The sequence below is a fragment of the Vibrio sp. 10N.222.52.B7 genome, from assembly GCF_041474275.1.
GTDB classification, from domain to species: domain Bacteria; phylum Pseudomonadota; class Gammaproteobacteria; order Enterobacterales; family Vibrionaceae; genus Vibrio; species Vibrio crassostreae_C.
Genome location: NZ_JBFRTU010000001.1, coordinates 77,337 through 92,215, shown reverse-complemented (window position 1 = coordinate 92,215; position 14,879 = coordinate 77,337). Strand labels below are relative to the sequence as shown.

The 14,879-nt window shown below is 44.6% G+C and carries 12 protein-coding genes; 4 read left to right on the top strand and 8 right to left on the bottom strand.

Annotated features, from left to right (window positions below; genetic code table 11):
• Positions 1-300: 300 nt before the first annotated feature.
• From AB4512_RS00380 to AB4512_RS00370, 3 genes are read right to left on the bottom strand one after another with little or no spacing between them, the layout of a single operon-like run.
• On the bottom strand, positions 301-1,146 hold the full coding sequence (locus AB4512_RS00380; protein WP_372174120.1) for a dimethyl sulfoxide reductase anchor subunit family protein: 846 nt from the start codon (positions 1,144-1,146) through the stop codon (positions 301-303).
• Position 1,147: 1 nt separating this feature from the next.
• A complete protein-coding gene (locus AB4512_RS00375; RefSeq protein ID WP_004733360.1) occupies positions 1,148-1,768 on the bottom strand; it encodes a DMSO/selenate family reductase complex B subunit in 621 nt (206 codons plus the stop codon).
• An 11-nt stretch (positions 1,769-1,779) separates the two neighbouring features.
• On the bottom strand, positions 1,780-4,218 hold the full coding sequence (locus AB4512_RS00370) for a DmsA/YnfE/YnfF family dimethyl sulfoxide reductase (protein WP_017060996.1): 2,439 nt from the start codon (positions 4,216-4,218) through the stop codon (positions 1,780-1,782).
• A gap of 198 nt (positions 4,219-4,416) precedes the next feature.
• Between AB4512_RS00370 and AB4512_RS00365 the strand changes: the two genes are divergently transcribed.
• Positions 4,417-4,983 carry a molecular chaperone gene (locus AB4512_RS00365; RefSeq protein ID WP_017060995.1) on the top strand — a complete coding sequence of 189 codons (567 nt, stop codon included), beginning with the start codon at positions 4,417-4,419 and terminating at the stop codon, positions 4,981-4,983.
• Complete coding sequence (gene napF / locus AB4512_RS00360) at positions 4,983-5,498, top strand: ferredoxin-type protein NapF (protein WP_017060994.1); 516 nt, start codon at positions 4,983-4,985, stop codon at positions 5,496-5,498. The genes AB4512_RS00365 and napF overlap by 1 nt, the downstream gene beginning before the upstream one ends.
• Before the next feature lie 172 nt (positions 5,499-5,670).
• Here the strand turns inward: napF and yfaE are convergent, their stop codons facing one another.
• The 4 genes from yfaE to ubiG all read right to left on the bottom strand — a co-directional run bounded on the left by yfaE (position 5,671) and on the right by ubiG (position 10,720).
• Positions 5,671-5,949: a class I ribonucleotide reductase maintenance protein YfaE gene (gene yfaE, locus AB4512_RS00355; RefSeq protein WP_010438115.1), complete on the bottom strand. Its 279-nt coding sequence runs from the start codon at positions 5,947-5,949 to the stop codon at positions 5,671-5,673.
• Positions 5,949-7,082, bottom strand: coding sequence for a class Ia ribonucleoside-diphosphate reductase subunit beta (nrdB, locus tag AB4512_RS00350; RefSeq protein WP_017063554.1), 1,134 nt, complete (start codon positions 7,080-7,082; stop codon positions 5,949-5,951). The genes yfaE and nrdB overlap by 1 nt, the downstream gene beginning before the upstream one ends.
• 103 nt (positions 7,083-7,185) lie before the next feature.
• Entirely contained in the window at positions 7,186-9,468 is a 2,283-nt protein-coding gene (gene nrdA / locus AB4512_RS00345) for a class 1a ribonucleoside-diphosphate reductase subunit alpha (protein WP_372174119.1), read from the bottom strand.
• Positions 9,469-9,976: 508 nt separating this feature from the next.
• Positions 9,977-10,720, bottom strand: coding sequence for a bifunctional 2-polyprenyl-6-hydroxyphenol methylase/3-demethylubiquinol 3-O-methyltransferase UbiG (ubiG, locus tag AB4512_RS00340; protein ID WP_017060991.1), 744 nt, complete (start codon positions 10,718-10,720; stop codon positions 9,977-9,979).
• A 258-nt stretch (positions 10,721-10,978) separates the two neighbouring features.
• On the opposite strand from ubiG, the gene gyrA reads away from it, so the two are divergent.
• Both gyrA and AB4512_RS00330 read left to right on the top strand, forming a co-directional pair.
• Positions 10,979-13,621: a DNA topoisomerase (ATP-hydrolyzing) subunit A gene (gyrA, locus tag AB4512_RS00335; protein WP_017072500.1), complete on the top strand. Its 2,643-nt coding sequence runs from the start codon at positions 10,979-10,981 to the stop codon at positions 13,619-13,621.
• Between the two features lie 169 nt (positions 13,622-13,790).
• Positions 13,791-14,420 carry a tetratricopeptide repeat protein gene (locus AB4512_RS00330; protein ID WP_372174117.1) on the top strand — a complete coding sequence of 210 codons (630 nt, stop codon included), beginning with the start codon at positions 13,791-13,793 and terminating at the stop codon, positions 14,418-14,420.
• Positions 14,421-14,466: 46 nt separating this feature from the next.
• Here AB4512_RS00330 and AB4512_RS00325 read toward each other — a convergent pair whose 3' ends face one another.
• Positions 14,467-14,811, bottom strand: coding sequence for a rhodanese-like domain-containing protein (locus tag AB4512_RS00325; protein ID WP_372174116.1), 345 nt, complete (start codon positions 14,809-14,811; stop codon positions 14,467-14,469).
• Positions 14,812-14,879 lie beyond the last annotated feature (68 nt).

Sequence of the window (14,879 nt, the reverse complement as noted above, 5' to 3'; positions counted from 1 at the left end):
AACGTGATTAAGACCGTTGCCGCCGATATGCTGAGAAGGCATTTAGATAACAAACCGATGTTTGGTACTTATTCTTCGGTTAAGCGATTAAAAGACATGTTTATTCCAGCGGCTATCATTAAGTAGCTATGTAAGCTAACGATGTAAGCGAACTCGCTAAGTCTGTATTAAAAACGCTAGAAAAAACGAAATAAAAAGGCCCAACATCTAAATAGGTGTTGGGCCTTTTGTTTATCTAGCCTTCTAGATAACCAAACAAGCAGCGATGTTTACACGCAACTCATGTCTGTAAGAACTCGATTACAAACCGCTTGTCATATGTAGGCTGTAGAACAAACCACGGCCGATTAACTCTGAAGCCAAGAACAATACTAGTGCTAAGCCAAGGTTAACTGGGTTCACTTTTGCTTTGTTCAGCATAGGTAGAATCCAAATCAACAAGCTTGCCATTAGCAGTGCCACTTGAAGAATCACATAGCTACCTAAACCATCGACTAACTCAGACGCTTTTGCCGCTGAAGTTTGGATGTCTCCGATTAGGTTCAGTTTTCCTACTGTCACAAGCAAGCTGATAGCAACAGCGATAACAGCCAACATGGTGATGTTACGGTCAACCGTAAAGCGGCTGTCGTTTGCGAATACAATCACGAACTTAGATAACAGCAAGCCACCCACAACCATCGTCATGATGAAGCTCAGTGGTGTGTAGATGTTGTCCCACGTCGGTACTGTGTTGATCATGTATACGTTGATCATCGCGTACATGAAGATAACACCCAGTACCATCGCGCCAACCATCAGTGCTTTCTGGATAGCAACGCCACCTTTCTTGACTACCGACAGTAACCATTGCAGGCCACCGACAGCGAAGAATGCCGCACCGAAGAACACTTCGTTAGACAACCAAGCCGAACCTAGCTGATTAAAAGCGTTAAACGCGCGCAGTGGAGAGCCAAGGTGCGTTGTCGAGAACATGAAGCCAAGACCCATCAGTACCCATAGGATAAACATTGGAACCTTGTAGCTGTTCAGCTTCTCTTCGTCATGACCAAGTACCAGTGCACGTGCGCCAATCAGTAAGTAACCACCAACCGCAGTTTGCGCCAGCACCGTAAAGAAGATTAAAGACCACTCATGAAAAATCATCTTACACCTCCTTCGGGTTTGCTAGGTGACCGCTGGTATCGCCAGTCGGCTTCGCGTTTTTGTTCAGCTTAATCACGATGTTTGGTAGCGTTTCTGTTGAAGATGGCAGTGGAGCCACATCCGCACCAGAGCCGTACTTCTCACGAAGTGTATTGATTTCACCAAACTCCAATGCACGAAGTGGGCAAGACTCAACACAGATAGGCTGTTTGCCTTCAGAAACACGTTGGTAACAACCATCGCATTTCGTCATATGACCTTTCTTAGCATTGTATTGTGGTGCGCCGTAAGGACACGCATTGCTACAGTGCTGACAACCAATACATACGCTCTCATCAACCACAACCAAACCGTCTTCATCACGTTTGTGCATTGCGCCCGAAGGACACACTTTCACACACGCTGGGTTAGTACAGTGGTTACAAGCGATAGATAGGTAGTAAGAAAAGACATCTTTCTGAACCCAGGTATCACCATCTTGAGTGAAGCCACCACCGGCATATTCGTATACGCGACGGTAGTTCGTTTTGATGTCTAGATCGTTATAATCTTTACAAGCAAGCTGACAGGTTTTACAACCCGTGCATTTACTTGAATCAATGTAAAAGCCGTATTGTTTCATTCCAACCTACCTTATGCTTTCTTTAGCGCTTTGATTTGAACTAGGTTTGTATGCTGAGGGTTACCCTTAGCAAGTGGGCTCGGGCGCTGAGTCGTCAGCACGTTGATAGAGCCTGCATGGTCGATCTTCTGACCATCTGGTGCGTACCATGCACCTTCGCCTAGTGCGACAACTCGAGGAAGAATCCTAGGTGTCACTTTCGCTGGAATATGTACTTCGCCACGGTCGTTGAAAATACTCACCATGTCGCCGCTTTCAATACCACGTTCTTTTGCATCGATTGGGTTGATCCACAACTCTTGCGGTGCTGCTGCTTTGATTTCTGCAACGTTGCCGTAAGTCGAGTGAGTACGAGCCTTGTAGTGGAAACCGGTTAGCTGAAGTGGGTACTTCTCTGCTAGTGGGTCGTTATGACCTTCGAAAGAGTCCGCGTAAATCGGAAGTGGGTGAATCACTTCGTCTTCTTTCAGCTTCCAAGTCTTCGCGATATCAGCCAGTTGCTCTGAGTAGATCTCGATCTTGCCACTTGGTGTGGTCAGTGGGTTCGCTTCAGGATCTTTACGGAAATCTTCATAAGCGATGTAGTGGTGGTCGTAGCTACGTTTGTAGATACCCAGCTCTTTCATCTCTTCGAAGGTTGGCAGTGTTGGATCGTTCTTACGAGTTTCTGCGTAAAGGTGCTCAATCCATTGCTCTTGAGTACGGCCTTCGGTGAACTCTTTTTCTACGCCCATTCGTTTCGCAAGCTGAGTACACATCTCGTAGATAGATTTTGCTTCAAACTGAGGCTCAATCGCTTTCTGCGCGTAGATGAAGTAAGGCATGTTCGCCGCTTTACCGTCCATACACCAGTCGTCTTGCTCAGACGTTGTTAAGTCTGGCAGGATGATATCGGCGTACTTCGCTGAAGACGTCATATGGTTATCAACCACGACAATCATTTCACACGCACTTTCATCTTGAAGAATCGCGTGAGTCTTGTTGATGTCTGAGTGTTGGTTAATGATGCAGTTACCTGCGTAGTTCCAGATCATCTTGATTGGGTTCTTAAGGCGCTCTGCACCGCGAACACCATCAGTGATGTCGGTCATTTCATGGTGACGGTAAATCGCGTCTGTCCACATGAACATTGAAATAGACGTTTCAACTGGGTTTGGCACAGTAGGGAAGCGCACAAATGGAATGTTGATGTCGCTTTCACGAGCGCCTGTTGAACCGCCTGATACGCCCACAGAACCAGTGAGCAGTGACAGCATCGCGATTGCACGACACGCTAGTTCACCGTTCGCAGTGCGTTGTAAGCCCCAACCTTGGTGAATCGCACATGGTTTCGCTGTGCCCATTTCACGGCCAAGCTTAACGATGGTGTCAACTGGAATACCCGTGATCTTAGAAGCCCATTCTGGTGTCTTCTCTACGCCATCTTCACCTAAACCTAGGATGTAAGATTTGTAGTCGCTGTTTTTAGGCGCTGATGCAGGAAGGGTCTTCTCATCGTAACCGACACAGTATTTGTCTAGGAACGGTTGGTCGACAAGGTCTTCAGTGATCATCACGTGTGCAAGACCCGCTACCAATGCCGCATCTGTAGAAGGACGAATTGGGATCCATTGATCTTCACGGCCACCGGCAGTATCGGTGTAGCGAGGGTCGATGATGATCGTTCTTGCGTTTGATTTGTTTTTGCTTTCAACGTAGTGGTGGATCTGGCCGCCACCAGACATACGCGTCTCAGCAGGGTTGTTACCAAACTGAATGTTAAGTTTAGTGTTCTCTAAATCAGAGAAAGAGTTGTTGTTTGCCCAACCGCCGTAGGTGTAGCTCAAGCCTTTCGTGATTTGCGCTGTTGAGTAGTCACCGTAATGGTTTAAGTAACCACCACTTAGGTTCATTAGACGAGCAATCAGCGTTTGAGCTGGTGGCCAAGATTTAGTAACCGTGCCGCCCAGCGTACCTGTACCGTAGTTTAGGTAGATAGTGTCGTTACCGTAGTCTTTGATAAGGCGTTGCATGGTGCCAGCGACTTCATCATAAGCCTCTTCCCAGCTAATACGCTTAAACTTACCTTCACCACGTTTACCCACACGTTTCATTGGGTACTTTAGGCGATCTGGGTTATAAACACGGCGGCGCATCGAGCGACCACGCAGACACGCACGAACTTGGTGATGACCGTATTCGTCAGTGCCTGTGTTGTCTGTTTCTACGTATTTGATTTCACCGTTTTGTACATGCATACGCAGTGGGCAGCGAGAGCCACAGTTTACTGTACATGCACTCCATACGATTTTCTCATCCACATTTTCAGCAACTGCAGCCGCTACTGGTTTGGATTTGAAAGGTAATGCAATACCGCCCGCAAGTGCAGCTGCACTACCTACTGCAGAGGAAGCTTTCATGAAGCCTCTTCGAGTAAGATTCATTACCCCAGATTCTTTCTTATTCGTCATTCTAAGATGCCTTTTACTATTGATAGCTAGCACTTTATAGGTAGTTTGTTCTTTATGTATTTATTTCGAATTATTGATTGATTGGCATCAAATAAGTGTGGAATTTAAAGTTTATGAATTGAATGTATAAAATAGATCAAAGAATGAAATGAGTTAATTAATATAATTATCTTTAAACCTATAACGGTATAAATGATAATGATTATCGATACGCATAAATTGTTGGGTTCGCTATTTTATCAAGCGACAAGTAAAGAACAGTTAATCACCATTGTCGAAGCTTTGGTTGAGAGCGAAGTACTCTCTGAAGAATGCTTGCAGGCATTAAGAAGCGAAGACGAAGATGCGCTCGCAGCAGAGTTCAGCCGCCTGTTTGAAGGCGTTGGAGACATGCCAGCTCCGCCTTGGGGTTCTGTGTACCTAGATAAAGACCGCGTTGTGTTTGGTGCTTCTACGGTTGAGTATCGCCAGTTTTTAGAATTGAATCAGATTGAATTAGACACTGGGTTAAGAGAGCCGGAAGATCAATTTGGTTTAATGTTATTCGCTCATGCGTATTTGTTAGAAAATAATAATATTAATTCAGCTGGTGAATTACTTGAGGGTCACTTATTAACTTGGTCTTCTGTTTATTTAGAAAAACTAAATAAAGCATCAGAGTTATCTTTTTATAAAAAGCTATCGGTTGATGTAATCGATTGGTTTAAGTACTTAATATCTGAATATAATTTAAACGTTGCTACTAAAAAGTTATATATCGACTAATGTCTGAACAAATAAATTCAAATAGACGCGGTTTCTTAACTCGACTTTCTAAACCGGTTAAAGCAGCCGCGAATTATGAAGAGATATCACAGCGCTTGCATGCAAGACCGCCAAGAGCGGTCGATGAGGTGCTGTTTGAGCGTCTTTGCGACGGTTGTGGATTGTGTGAACAATCGTGTCCAAATAGCGTTATTGAGATGCTAGAGGGCAGTGCGCTGCTGAATTTGGATTACAACAGTTGTTCTATGTGTAACAAATGCACTGAAGTGTGTCCGACCGGCGCACTTCATCCAACGGTCACGCCTTATATCGACCTCAAGCCGAGCTTTGCGGATAGCTGCAATAATTACATGCAAATGGACTGTTCAGCATGCCAAACGGCGTGTTCAGCTGGTGCAATACACATCGAAGTAGGAGAGTTGCCTACAGTGGACAAAGATAAGTGTAACGGCTGTGGAGAGTGCCGAAGCGCTTGTTATATTGGCTCCGTGACTCTTAACCTGACTCAGCAATAAACGTTTGGCTTTGTATGACACAAGCCAACAGGAAGATTTGGTTGAGTGATAGACGAGTCGCTTTAGATACCTAAAGACATAAATAGAAAAGGGTCCGCATTCCTAAAGGAAGCGGACCCTTTTTTGATTCTTATTGACGATATTCGAACAAAGTGACCTAAAGCCAGCTGGCTTATGCGCGTTTTTGCTTGTTTCTATGAATAACGTTACTCAGCGATAGCTCAGTCTTTGCTTTACAGATACAAGGCAATATCTCATTACCTTGCGTGTAAGCCATAGCAAAACCAACGTACTCGACCTCACCAGAATCCAACGTGCAGCGGCAAGCGCCACAGTGACCATCTCGGCAGTTGTATTCTGGCTCTAACCCAGCTTGTTCCATTGTTTCCAATAGAGTGTTTGAAGGGTTAGATTCAATCGAAGTCAGTTTGTTGATTTTGATTGTTGGCATTACAGCTCAAATCCTTCAAAGTCGTCAGCTTTTACTTCGTTGTCGATTTGGCCAACTAGGTAAGAACTGATTTCTGCTTCTTGTGGAGCAACTTGAACGTTATCTGAAGACAACCAAGCGTTGATCCATGGAATTGGGTTCGACGTTGCTGCTGGGTAAGCCGTACCTAGGCCAACAGCCTGCATACGGATGTTGGTAATGTACTCAACGTATTGGCAAAGAATGTCTTTGTTCAGACCAATCATAGAGCCATCTTTGAATAGGTATTCTGCCCACTCTTTCTCTTGCTCAGCCGCTTCTTTGAATAGGTCGAAACACTCTTGCTTACACTCTTCAGCGATCTGCATGAATTCAAAATCATCTTGACCATTGCGTAGCAAGTTGATCATGTGCTGTGTACCAGTAAGGTGAAGGGCTTCATCACGAGCGATTAGCTTGATGATCTTCGCGTTACCTTCCATTAGCTCACGCTCAGCGAATGCAAATGAACATGCGAAACTTACGTAGAAACGAATCGCTTCTAGTGCGTTTACAGACATTAGACATAGGTAAAGTTTCTTCTTCAGGTCGTGAAGTGAAATCTTGACGTCTTCGCCGTTGATGCTGTGGTTGCCTTCACCGTAGCGGTGGTAGTCAGCCGTTAGCTTGATTAGGTCGTCGTAGTAGAAAGCGATGTCTTTAGCACGCTTCAGAATCTCTTCATTTTCAACGATGTCGTCGAATACTACGCCTGGATCATTCACGATGTTACGGATGATGTGCGTGTAAGAACGAGAGTGAATCGTTTCAGAGAAAGACCAAGTTTCAATCCAAGTTTCAACTTCTGGTAGAGATACCAATGGAAGTAGGGCAACGTTAGGGCTGCGGCCTTGGATTGAATCTAGAAGCGTTTGGTACTTCAAGTTAGAGATGAAGATGTGCTTTTCATGCTCAGGAAGCTTGTTGTAGTCGATACGGTCGCTAGACACGTCTACTTCTTCTGGACGCCAGAAGAAAGAAAGCTGCTTCTCGATAAGCTTTTCGAAGATTTCGAATTTTTGTTGGTCGTAACGTGCAACGTTTACCGACTGACCCAAGAACATTGGTTCTTTTAGTTGGTCATTTTTTTGCTGAGAAAAAGTACTGTAAGCCATAAATGCCTCAAATCCTTTAAAGACCCGTAATAAAACGGACCCTGTTAATGCTTTAAACCCAGAGAAGATAACTCTTCTCTGGGGTCTTAATGTTTATTGCGGTTTAGATCTTACAACCGCCGCCTTCACAATCTTCTTCCGGCACTTGAACTGCATCGCCTTGATCGTCTTTAGCACCATCACGAGTGTTATGGTAGTAAAGCGTCTTAACACCGTACTTGTACGCTGTTAGTAGGTCTTGAAGCAGCTTCTTCATTGGTACTTTACCGCTGTCGTAAACACTTGGGTCATAGTTAGTGTTTGCAGAGATAGCTTGGTCAACGAATTTTTGCATGATACCCACTAGGTGTAGGTAACCGTCGTTAGAACCAATGTTCCAAAGTAGCTCGTAGTTCTCTTTAAGATTTAGGAAATCTGGAACCACTTGCTTAAGGATGCCGTCTTTCGATGCTTTCACTGATACGTAACCACGTGGTGGCTCGATACCGTTAGTCGCGTTCGAGATTTGAGACGATGTCTCAGAAGGCATAAGCGCTGTTAGCGTAGAGTTACGCAGACCGTGCTCCATGATCTCTTCACGTAGAGAATCCCAATCGTAGTGCAGTGGCTCTTCACATACTAAGTCGATATCTTTTTTGTAAGTATCGATTGGCAGTAGGCCTTTCGCGTAGTTGGTCTCGTGGAAAGATGGGCAACAGCCTTGCTCTTTCGCTAGTTCAACAGATGCTTTTAGCAAGTGGTATTGAATTGCTTCAAAAGTACGGTGAGTCAGGCCATTCGCGCTGCCATCAGAGTACTTAACACCATTCTTCGCTAGGTAGTATGCGTAGTTGATTACACCTACACCTAAAGTACGACGGTTCATTGTCGACTTGTATGCAGCTGGAAGCGGGTAGTCTTGGTAATCAAGCAGTGCATCTAGAGCACGAACAACCAGCTCAGAAAGCTCTGCTAGGTCGTCCAGTTCATTGATTGCGCCAAGGTTGAATGCTGAAAGCGTACATAGTGCAATTTCGCCTTCGTCATCTTCTACGTTAGAAAGTGGCTTAGTAGGAAGCGCGATTTCTAGACATAGGTTCGATTGACGAACAGGTGCTACTTCAGAATCAAACGGGCTGTGTGTATTACAGTGGTCAACGTTCTGAATGTAGATACGACCAGTAGAAGCACGCTCTTGCATTAGCAGAGAGAAAAGCTCAACGGCTTTAACCGTTTCACGCTTCACTGAAGGATCGTTTTCGTACTTAACGTATAGCTCTTCAAAACGGTCTTGGTTTTCGAAGAACGCATCGTAAAGGCCAGGTACGTCTGAAGGTGAGAACAGGCTGATGTTGCCACCCTGAACTAGGCGAGAGTACATAAGCTTGTTCAGCTGTACGCCGTAATCCATGTGACGAACTCGGTTCTCTTCAACGCCGCGGTTGTTTTTCAGTACTAATAGAGACTGAACTTCACCGTGCCATAGTGGGTAGAATACCGTTGCTGCACCGCCACGAACACCACCTTGAGAACAACATTTTACTGCTGTTTGGAAGTATTTGTAGAAAGGGATACAGCCTGTGTGGAACGCTTCACCATTACGGATTTCAGAACCAAGCGCACGGATACGACCTGCGTTGATACCAATACCAGCACGTTGAGATACGTAACGAACAATTGAGCTTGCTGTCGCGTTGATTGAATCAAGGCTGTCACCACACTCGATCAGTACACAAGAACTGAATTGACGAGTAGGCGTACGTACACCAGACATGATCGGTGTAGGTAGAGAAATCTTAAACGTAGACGATGCGTCGTAAAAACGTTTGATGTAGTCAAGACGAGTCGATTTCGGGTATTTAGCGAATAGACACGCAGCAACTAAAATGTAAAGGAACTGAGCACTCTCGTAGATTTCTTTCGTTACACGGTTTTGCACGAAGTATTTACCTTCGAGCTGCTTAACCGCTGCGTAAGAGAAGTCTAAGTCACGTTTGTGGTCGATGTACTCGTCAAGCTCTTCGAATTCAGCTTTCGTGTAATCTTCCATAAGGTGGCTATCGTATTTACCCATATCAACCAGTTTTGCAACGTGGTCATACAGTGCAGGCGGCTCGTATTCGCCGTACGCTTTTTTACGTAGGTGGAATACAGACAGACGTGCTGCTAGATATTGGTAATCAGGAGTCTCTTCAGAGATTAAATCCGCTGCTGACTTGATGATAGTTTCATGAATGTCAGTAGTGGTGATGCCATCGTAAAACTGAATGTGAGCTTTCAATTCTACTTGTGATACAGAAACATTGTGCAAGCCTTCAGCTGCCCATGTAATCACGCGATGGATCTTCTCTAGATCGATCGTTTCTTTGCGCCCGTTACGCTTGGTAACAGTAAGTTGTTGGTTCATTCTGCTTAATTTCCCTAACAAAACTGAACAAGGCCGTGTTTTTGTGTATTTCTGTGTAATTTTTGTAAATTACGTTTCGGCTTTGTGATCTTGGTCTACCCATACATTGTAGTTCAAACACAACATATAGGGGTCATTTGTTTGTTGGGTTACAAGATAGTGCTACAACTGATATTTTTCAAGGTAAAGAAATGGGGTTGCTTGTGGATAAGTGGTGGATTGAAAAAAAACTGTAAGTGACCACTAACTGATGAGGTTATATGTGACTTGATTGTATAAAAGTCGGCTTTTAATGATGCTTTATTTTTGCACGCCCATAAAAAAAAATTCCTTGATCTTTGGCCAAAATGGGCGATTGATTTTAGGCGATTAAATTTAAATCGAGGTGGTCAAAATGGAAGCTAGCGCACGAAATTTAGACTGAAAAAAGTCGCAAAGTTATGGTAATTGCAACTCTTTTCATTCGTCTTTTTTACAAAAGGTTTTACGGTAGGGCTACCGATATTTTTTAGCCAAAGTTTTGCGTGTGGACGATGTAGTTTACGTCTACATTTGTGCCTAAACGATAAGTGTCCGTAAGAGGATTGTAGTGCAGCCCTGTAATCCCTAGTTCTTGCAGCGGAGTGTTATCGACCATCTTGATAAGTTCAGCAGGGCGAATGAACTTCTCGTGTTCATGAGTGCCTTCTGGAACGATCCTCAATAGCTTCTCTGCACCAACAATCGCAAACAAGTAAGATTTGAAATTACGGTTTAATGTAGAAAAGAACACGTGGCCGCCCGGTTTCACCAATTTCGAACAGGCAGTGATAACAGATTGTGGGTCAGGAACGTGTTCAAGCATTTCCATGCACGTTACCACATCGTACGTCTGTGGGTTCTGTTCTGCGTGGTCTTCGATAGTGCTCTGGATGTAATCGAGCTTGGTGCCCGTTTCTAATGCGTGAAGGCGCGCGACTTCTAGCGGTTCTTTACCCATGTCTAGGCCTGTCACTATCGCACCTTCAACCGCCATGCTTTCTGCAAGAATACCGCCGCCGCAGCCAACATCGAGGACTTTCTTACCAAATAGGCCTTCAGTCTTCTCTAATACGTAATTTAGTCGCAGTGGGTTGATTTGATGTAGTGGCTTAAATTCGCCTTCTAGATCCCACCAGCGTGACGCCATGTCTTCGAATTTCTTGATTTCTGCTGGGTCTACGTTCTGTGATTTAGTCATAATCGGCATTTCCAAGTTAAATAATGCATCCATGAAATTGCAGGCATTATAACTTGCCTTTTCGCACTGACCAGAAGATCTACAATTTTGCTAGTTTATTGGATGTAAAGTGACCATGTTTCAGCAAGATATGATGCGGAGGTGCAATTTCTCATCAATTGATTGGCTACAAGGGTCACAAGATGGTAAAAGGAGAGGGAAAGTGATGCCTCCGTAGGTAAATTTGTGTTATATTTTTCGGTCTTATACGTATTCAAAAATACGATCTGACTATAGAGGGAAAATGGCTCTATGAGCGATCTAGCGAAAGAGATCACGCCCGTAAATATTGAAGATGAGCTTAGAGGTTCATACCTAGACTACGCGATGTCCGTCATCGTTGGTCGTGCCCTTCCAGATGTGCGTGATGGCCTAAAACCTGTACACCGCCGCGTTTTGTTCGCGATGAATGTACTAGGTAATGATTGGAACAAACCATATAAAAAGTCTGCTCGTGTAGTAGGTGATGTAATCGGTAAATACCACCCACATGGTGATAGTGCTGTATACGATACTATTGTTCGTATGGCGCAACCGTTCTCACTGCGTTACATGCTAGTTGATGGCCAAGGTAACTTTGGTTCTATCGATGGCGACTCCGCGGCTGCAATGCGTTATACCGAAGTTCGTATGGCGAAAATTGCTCACGAGCTCCTGGCTGACCTTGATAAGGAAACTGTGGATTACGTACCGAACTACGATGGTACAGAACAAATTCCAGCAGTACTTCCTACAAAAATTCCTAACCTATTGGTAAACGGTGCTTCTGGTATCGCAGTAGGTATGGCTACCAACATCCCACCACATAACCTTGGTGAAGTTGTTGATGGCTGTTTAGCATTTATCAATAATGAAGATATCACTATTGATGAGCTAATGGACTATATCCCTGGTCCTGACTTCCCAACAGCAGCACTTATCAGTGGTCGTAAAGGCATCGTAGATGCTTACAAGACTGGCCGCGGTAAGGTTTACATGCGTTCAAAAGCGGATATCGAAGTAGAGAAGAATGGTAAAGAAACCATTATCGTTACTGAGATCCCTTACCAAGTAAACAAAGCTCGTTTGATCGAGAAGATTGCTGAACTGGTTAAAGATAAGAAAGTAGAAGGCATCAGTGCACTGCGTGACGAGTCTGATAAAGACGGTATGCGTATTGTTATTGAATGTAAGCGTGATGCAGTAGGCGAAGTGGTTCTTAACAACCTATACGCTCAAACTCAACTGCAAACGACTTTCGGTATCAACATGGTTGCGTTGAATAACGGTCAACCACAGTTGTTCAACATCAAAGACATGCTTAAGTGCTTCGTAGACCACCGTCGCGAAGTTGTGACTCGTCGTACTATCTTCGAATTGAAGAAAGCACGCGACCGTGCACACATCCTTGAAGCATTGTCTCTAGCACTTGCTAACATTGATGAAATCATTGAACTGATCAAGAGCGCGCCAACACCAGCAGAAGCTAAAGTTGGTTTAGTGTCTCGTGGTTGGGATCTTGGTAACGTTGCTTCAATGCTTGAGCGTGCAGGTACTGACGCAGCTCGTCCTGATTGGTTAGAAGACCAATACGGCATCCGCGATGGTCAATACTTCCTAACGGAAACACAAGCACAAGCAATTCTAGAACTTCGTCTTCACCGCCTAACAGGCCTTGAGCACGAGAAGATTCTAGACGAGTACAAAGCCCTTCTAGAAGAAATCGCTGAGCTAATGCACATTCTTGCAAGCACTGAGCGTTTGATGGAAGTTATCCGTGAAGAACTTGAAGCAGTACGTGAAATCTATGGCGACGAGCGTCGTACAGAAATCACAGCGGCAGTTCATGACATCGACATGGAAGAGCTGATTGCTCAAGAAGACGTTGTAGTAACGCTTTCTAACGCAGGTTACGTTAAGTACCAAATCCTAAGCGACTACGAAGCTCAGCGTCGTGGTGGTAAAGGTAAGAGTGCAACTAAGATGAAAGATGAGGATTACATTGAGCGTCTGCTTGTTGCTAATACTCACGATAACATCCTATGTTTCTCTACTCGTGGTAAGACATACCGTCTGAAAGTTTACCAACTGCCATTAGCAAGTCGTACTGCTCGTGGTAAGCCTATCGTGAACATTCTTCCTCTAGAAGAAGGTGAACGTATTACGGCTATCCTGCCAGTTTCTGAGTTCTCTAACGAGAAATTCATCTTCATGGCAACGGGTGACGGTACAGTTAAGAAGACATCACTGGATCAATTCGCAAACGTACGTGCTAACGGCCTAATTGCAGTTAACCTACGTGACGATGATTCACTGATTGGCGTTGACATCACTAACGGTGATAGCGACATCATGCTGTTCTCTAAATCGGGCAAAGTTGTTCGCTTTAACGAGGACAAAGTACGTGCAATGGGCCGTACTGCCTCTGGTGTTCGTGGTATGAAGCTTCCAGAAGACGATCAAGTAGTATCGTTGATTGTTCCTTCTAACGAAGGCGATATCCTAACTGTGACTCAAAACGGTTACGGTAAGCGTACTGAACTAGCTGAATACCCAACGAAAGGCCGTGCAACGCAAGGTGTGGTTTCTATCAAAGTCTCTGAACGTAATGGCCCAGTTGTTGGCGCTGTTCAAGTTGAAGAAGGCGACGAAATGATGATGATCACCGACGCAGGTACGCTAGTACGTACTCGCGTTGCGGAAGTGAGCCAAGTTGGTCGTAACACTCAAGGTGTAACACTGATTCGTACTTCTGACGACGAGAACGTTGTAGGTCTACAACGTATCGACGAAGTAGAAGAAGCTGAGGTTGTTGAAGGCGAAGCTGAAGTAGCAAACGCTGAAGCAGCAGTCGTTTCTGAATCAAGTGAAGAGCAAGCATCAGACGCTTCTGATAGCGAGCAAGACACTGAGTAATCTTTCACTTCTATAAATAGAAGTTGAGACAAAAAGCCGAGCCATTGTGCTCGGTTTTTTATTACCTAGAATTTGGCTGTGACTTGTTTAAAAGCCAATAGCTAAACCTCGATCAATATTGTTTTAGTGAGAAAAAGGTACAGTAAAGCGTCAATGAAAGGAGAATGGAATGGATATCTGGTTACTGATTGCTTTGCTGCTAATGAGCCTATTTCTAGTGGCAATCGTGATCGCATCAAACAGAAAAACCAGTCATCTTAAAGGCAACCTCCTTATTTCATGTGTGGCGATATTAGCCAGCATTCTGGTTTGGTCTCAGATGAAACAAGAAGCCCCTCAACTTACTTCAAGTGACGACAGCAGCTATACAGCAACAGATTTCCAAAATGAACTTCAGCAGAGCCTGGAGCAAGACCCTAATCAATCAGACCTTTGGTTTAAGCTTGGTGGTGTTTATATGCAGAAAGGGGAGTTTGATGCGGCGTTTACCTGTTACGACTACGCGATTCGCTTAGACCCTCAAGCGCCTTCAGGCTTGTATGCCGCTAAAGCTACCGCACTTTATTATCTCAGTTCACAAGCGATGAGTGATGACGTCAACAAACTGCTAGAGCAATCTATGGATCTTGATCCGAACGATCGAACGGCCTTGATGTTAATCGCGACCGATCACTTCATCAGTATGCGCTATCAACAAGCGATCGATGCTTGGACTCAAATTCTCGACTCTAATCAGAAGGGGATTGATCGTGTTTCTATTATCCACTCGATCAACCAAGCCAAACAGATGATCCGTTAAGCTTGGCCCAATCGCTAGTCGTTAATCGTTAATCGTTAGCCTTTGGCTATTTACTTTCCTGCATTTCAATCAGGCCACCTGCGTTGTGGATTTGAGTAAACCCTTGAGCTTGTAAGAATTGATAGGCTTGTCCTGAGCGGTTACCACTGCGGCAATACAAAACGATAGGTTGAGCTTTGTCTATGCTGGCAAAGTGCGTAGCGACTTCAGAAAGAGGGTAGTTAATCGCATTGTCCAGATGACCTTGCTTGAACTCTCCTGGTGTCCTGACATCAACGACCAGCGCACCTTCCTCAATCATTTCCCACCCTGTTTCTGCTCGTTCTGAGGCGTGAAGTCCTGAACTTGTTAATGCGATGCATAATGCCGAAAGCGAAAGTAAGTGCTTCATTCTTTGTTCCTTGAATTAGCTAAAAGGTAATGTGAAATTGGGACGGTTGAGTGCGCCCAAATCTAAAA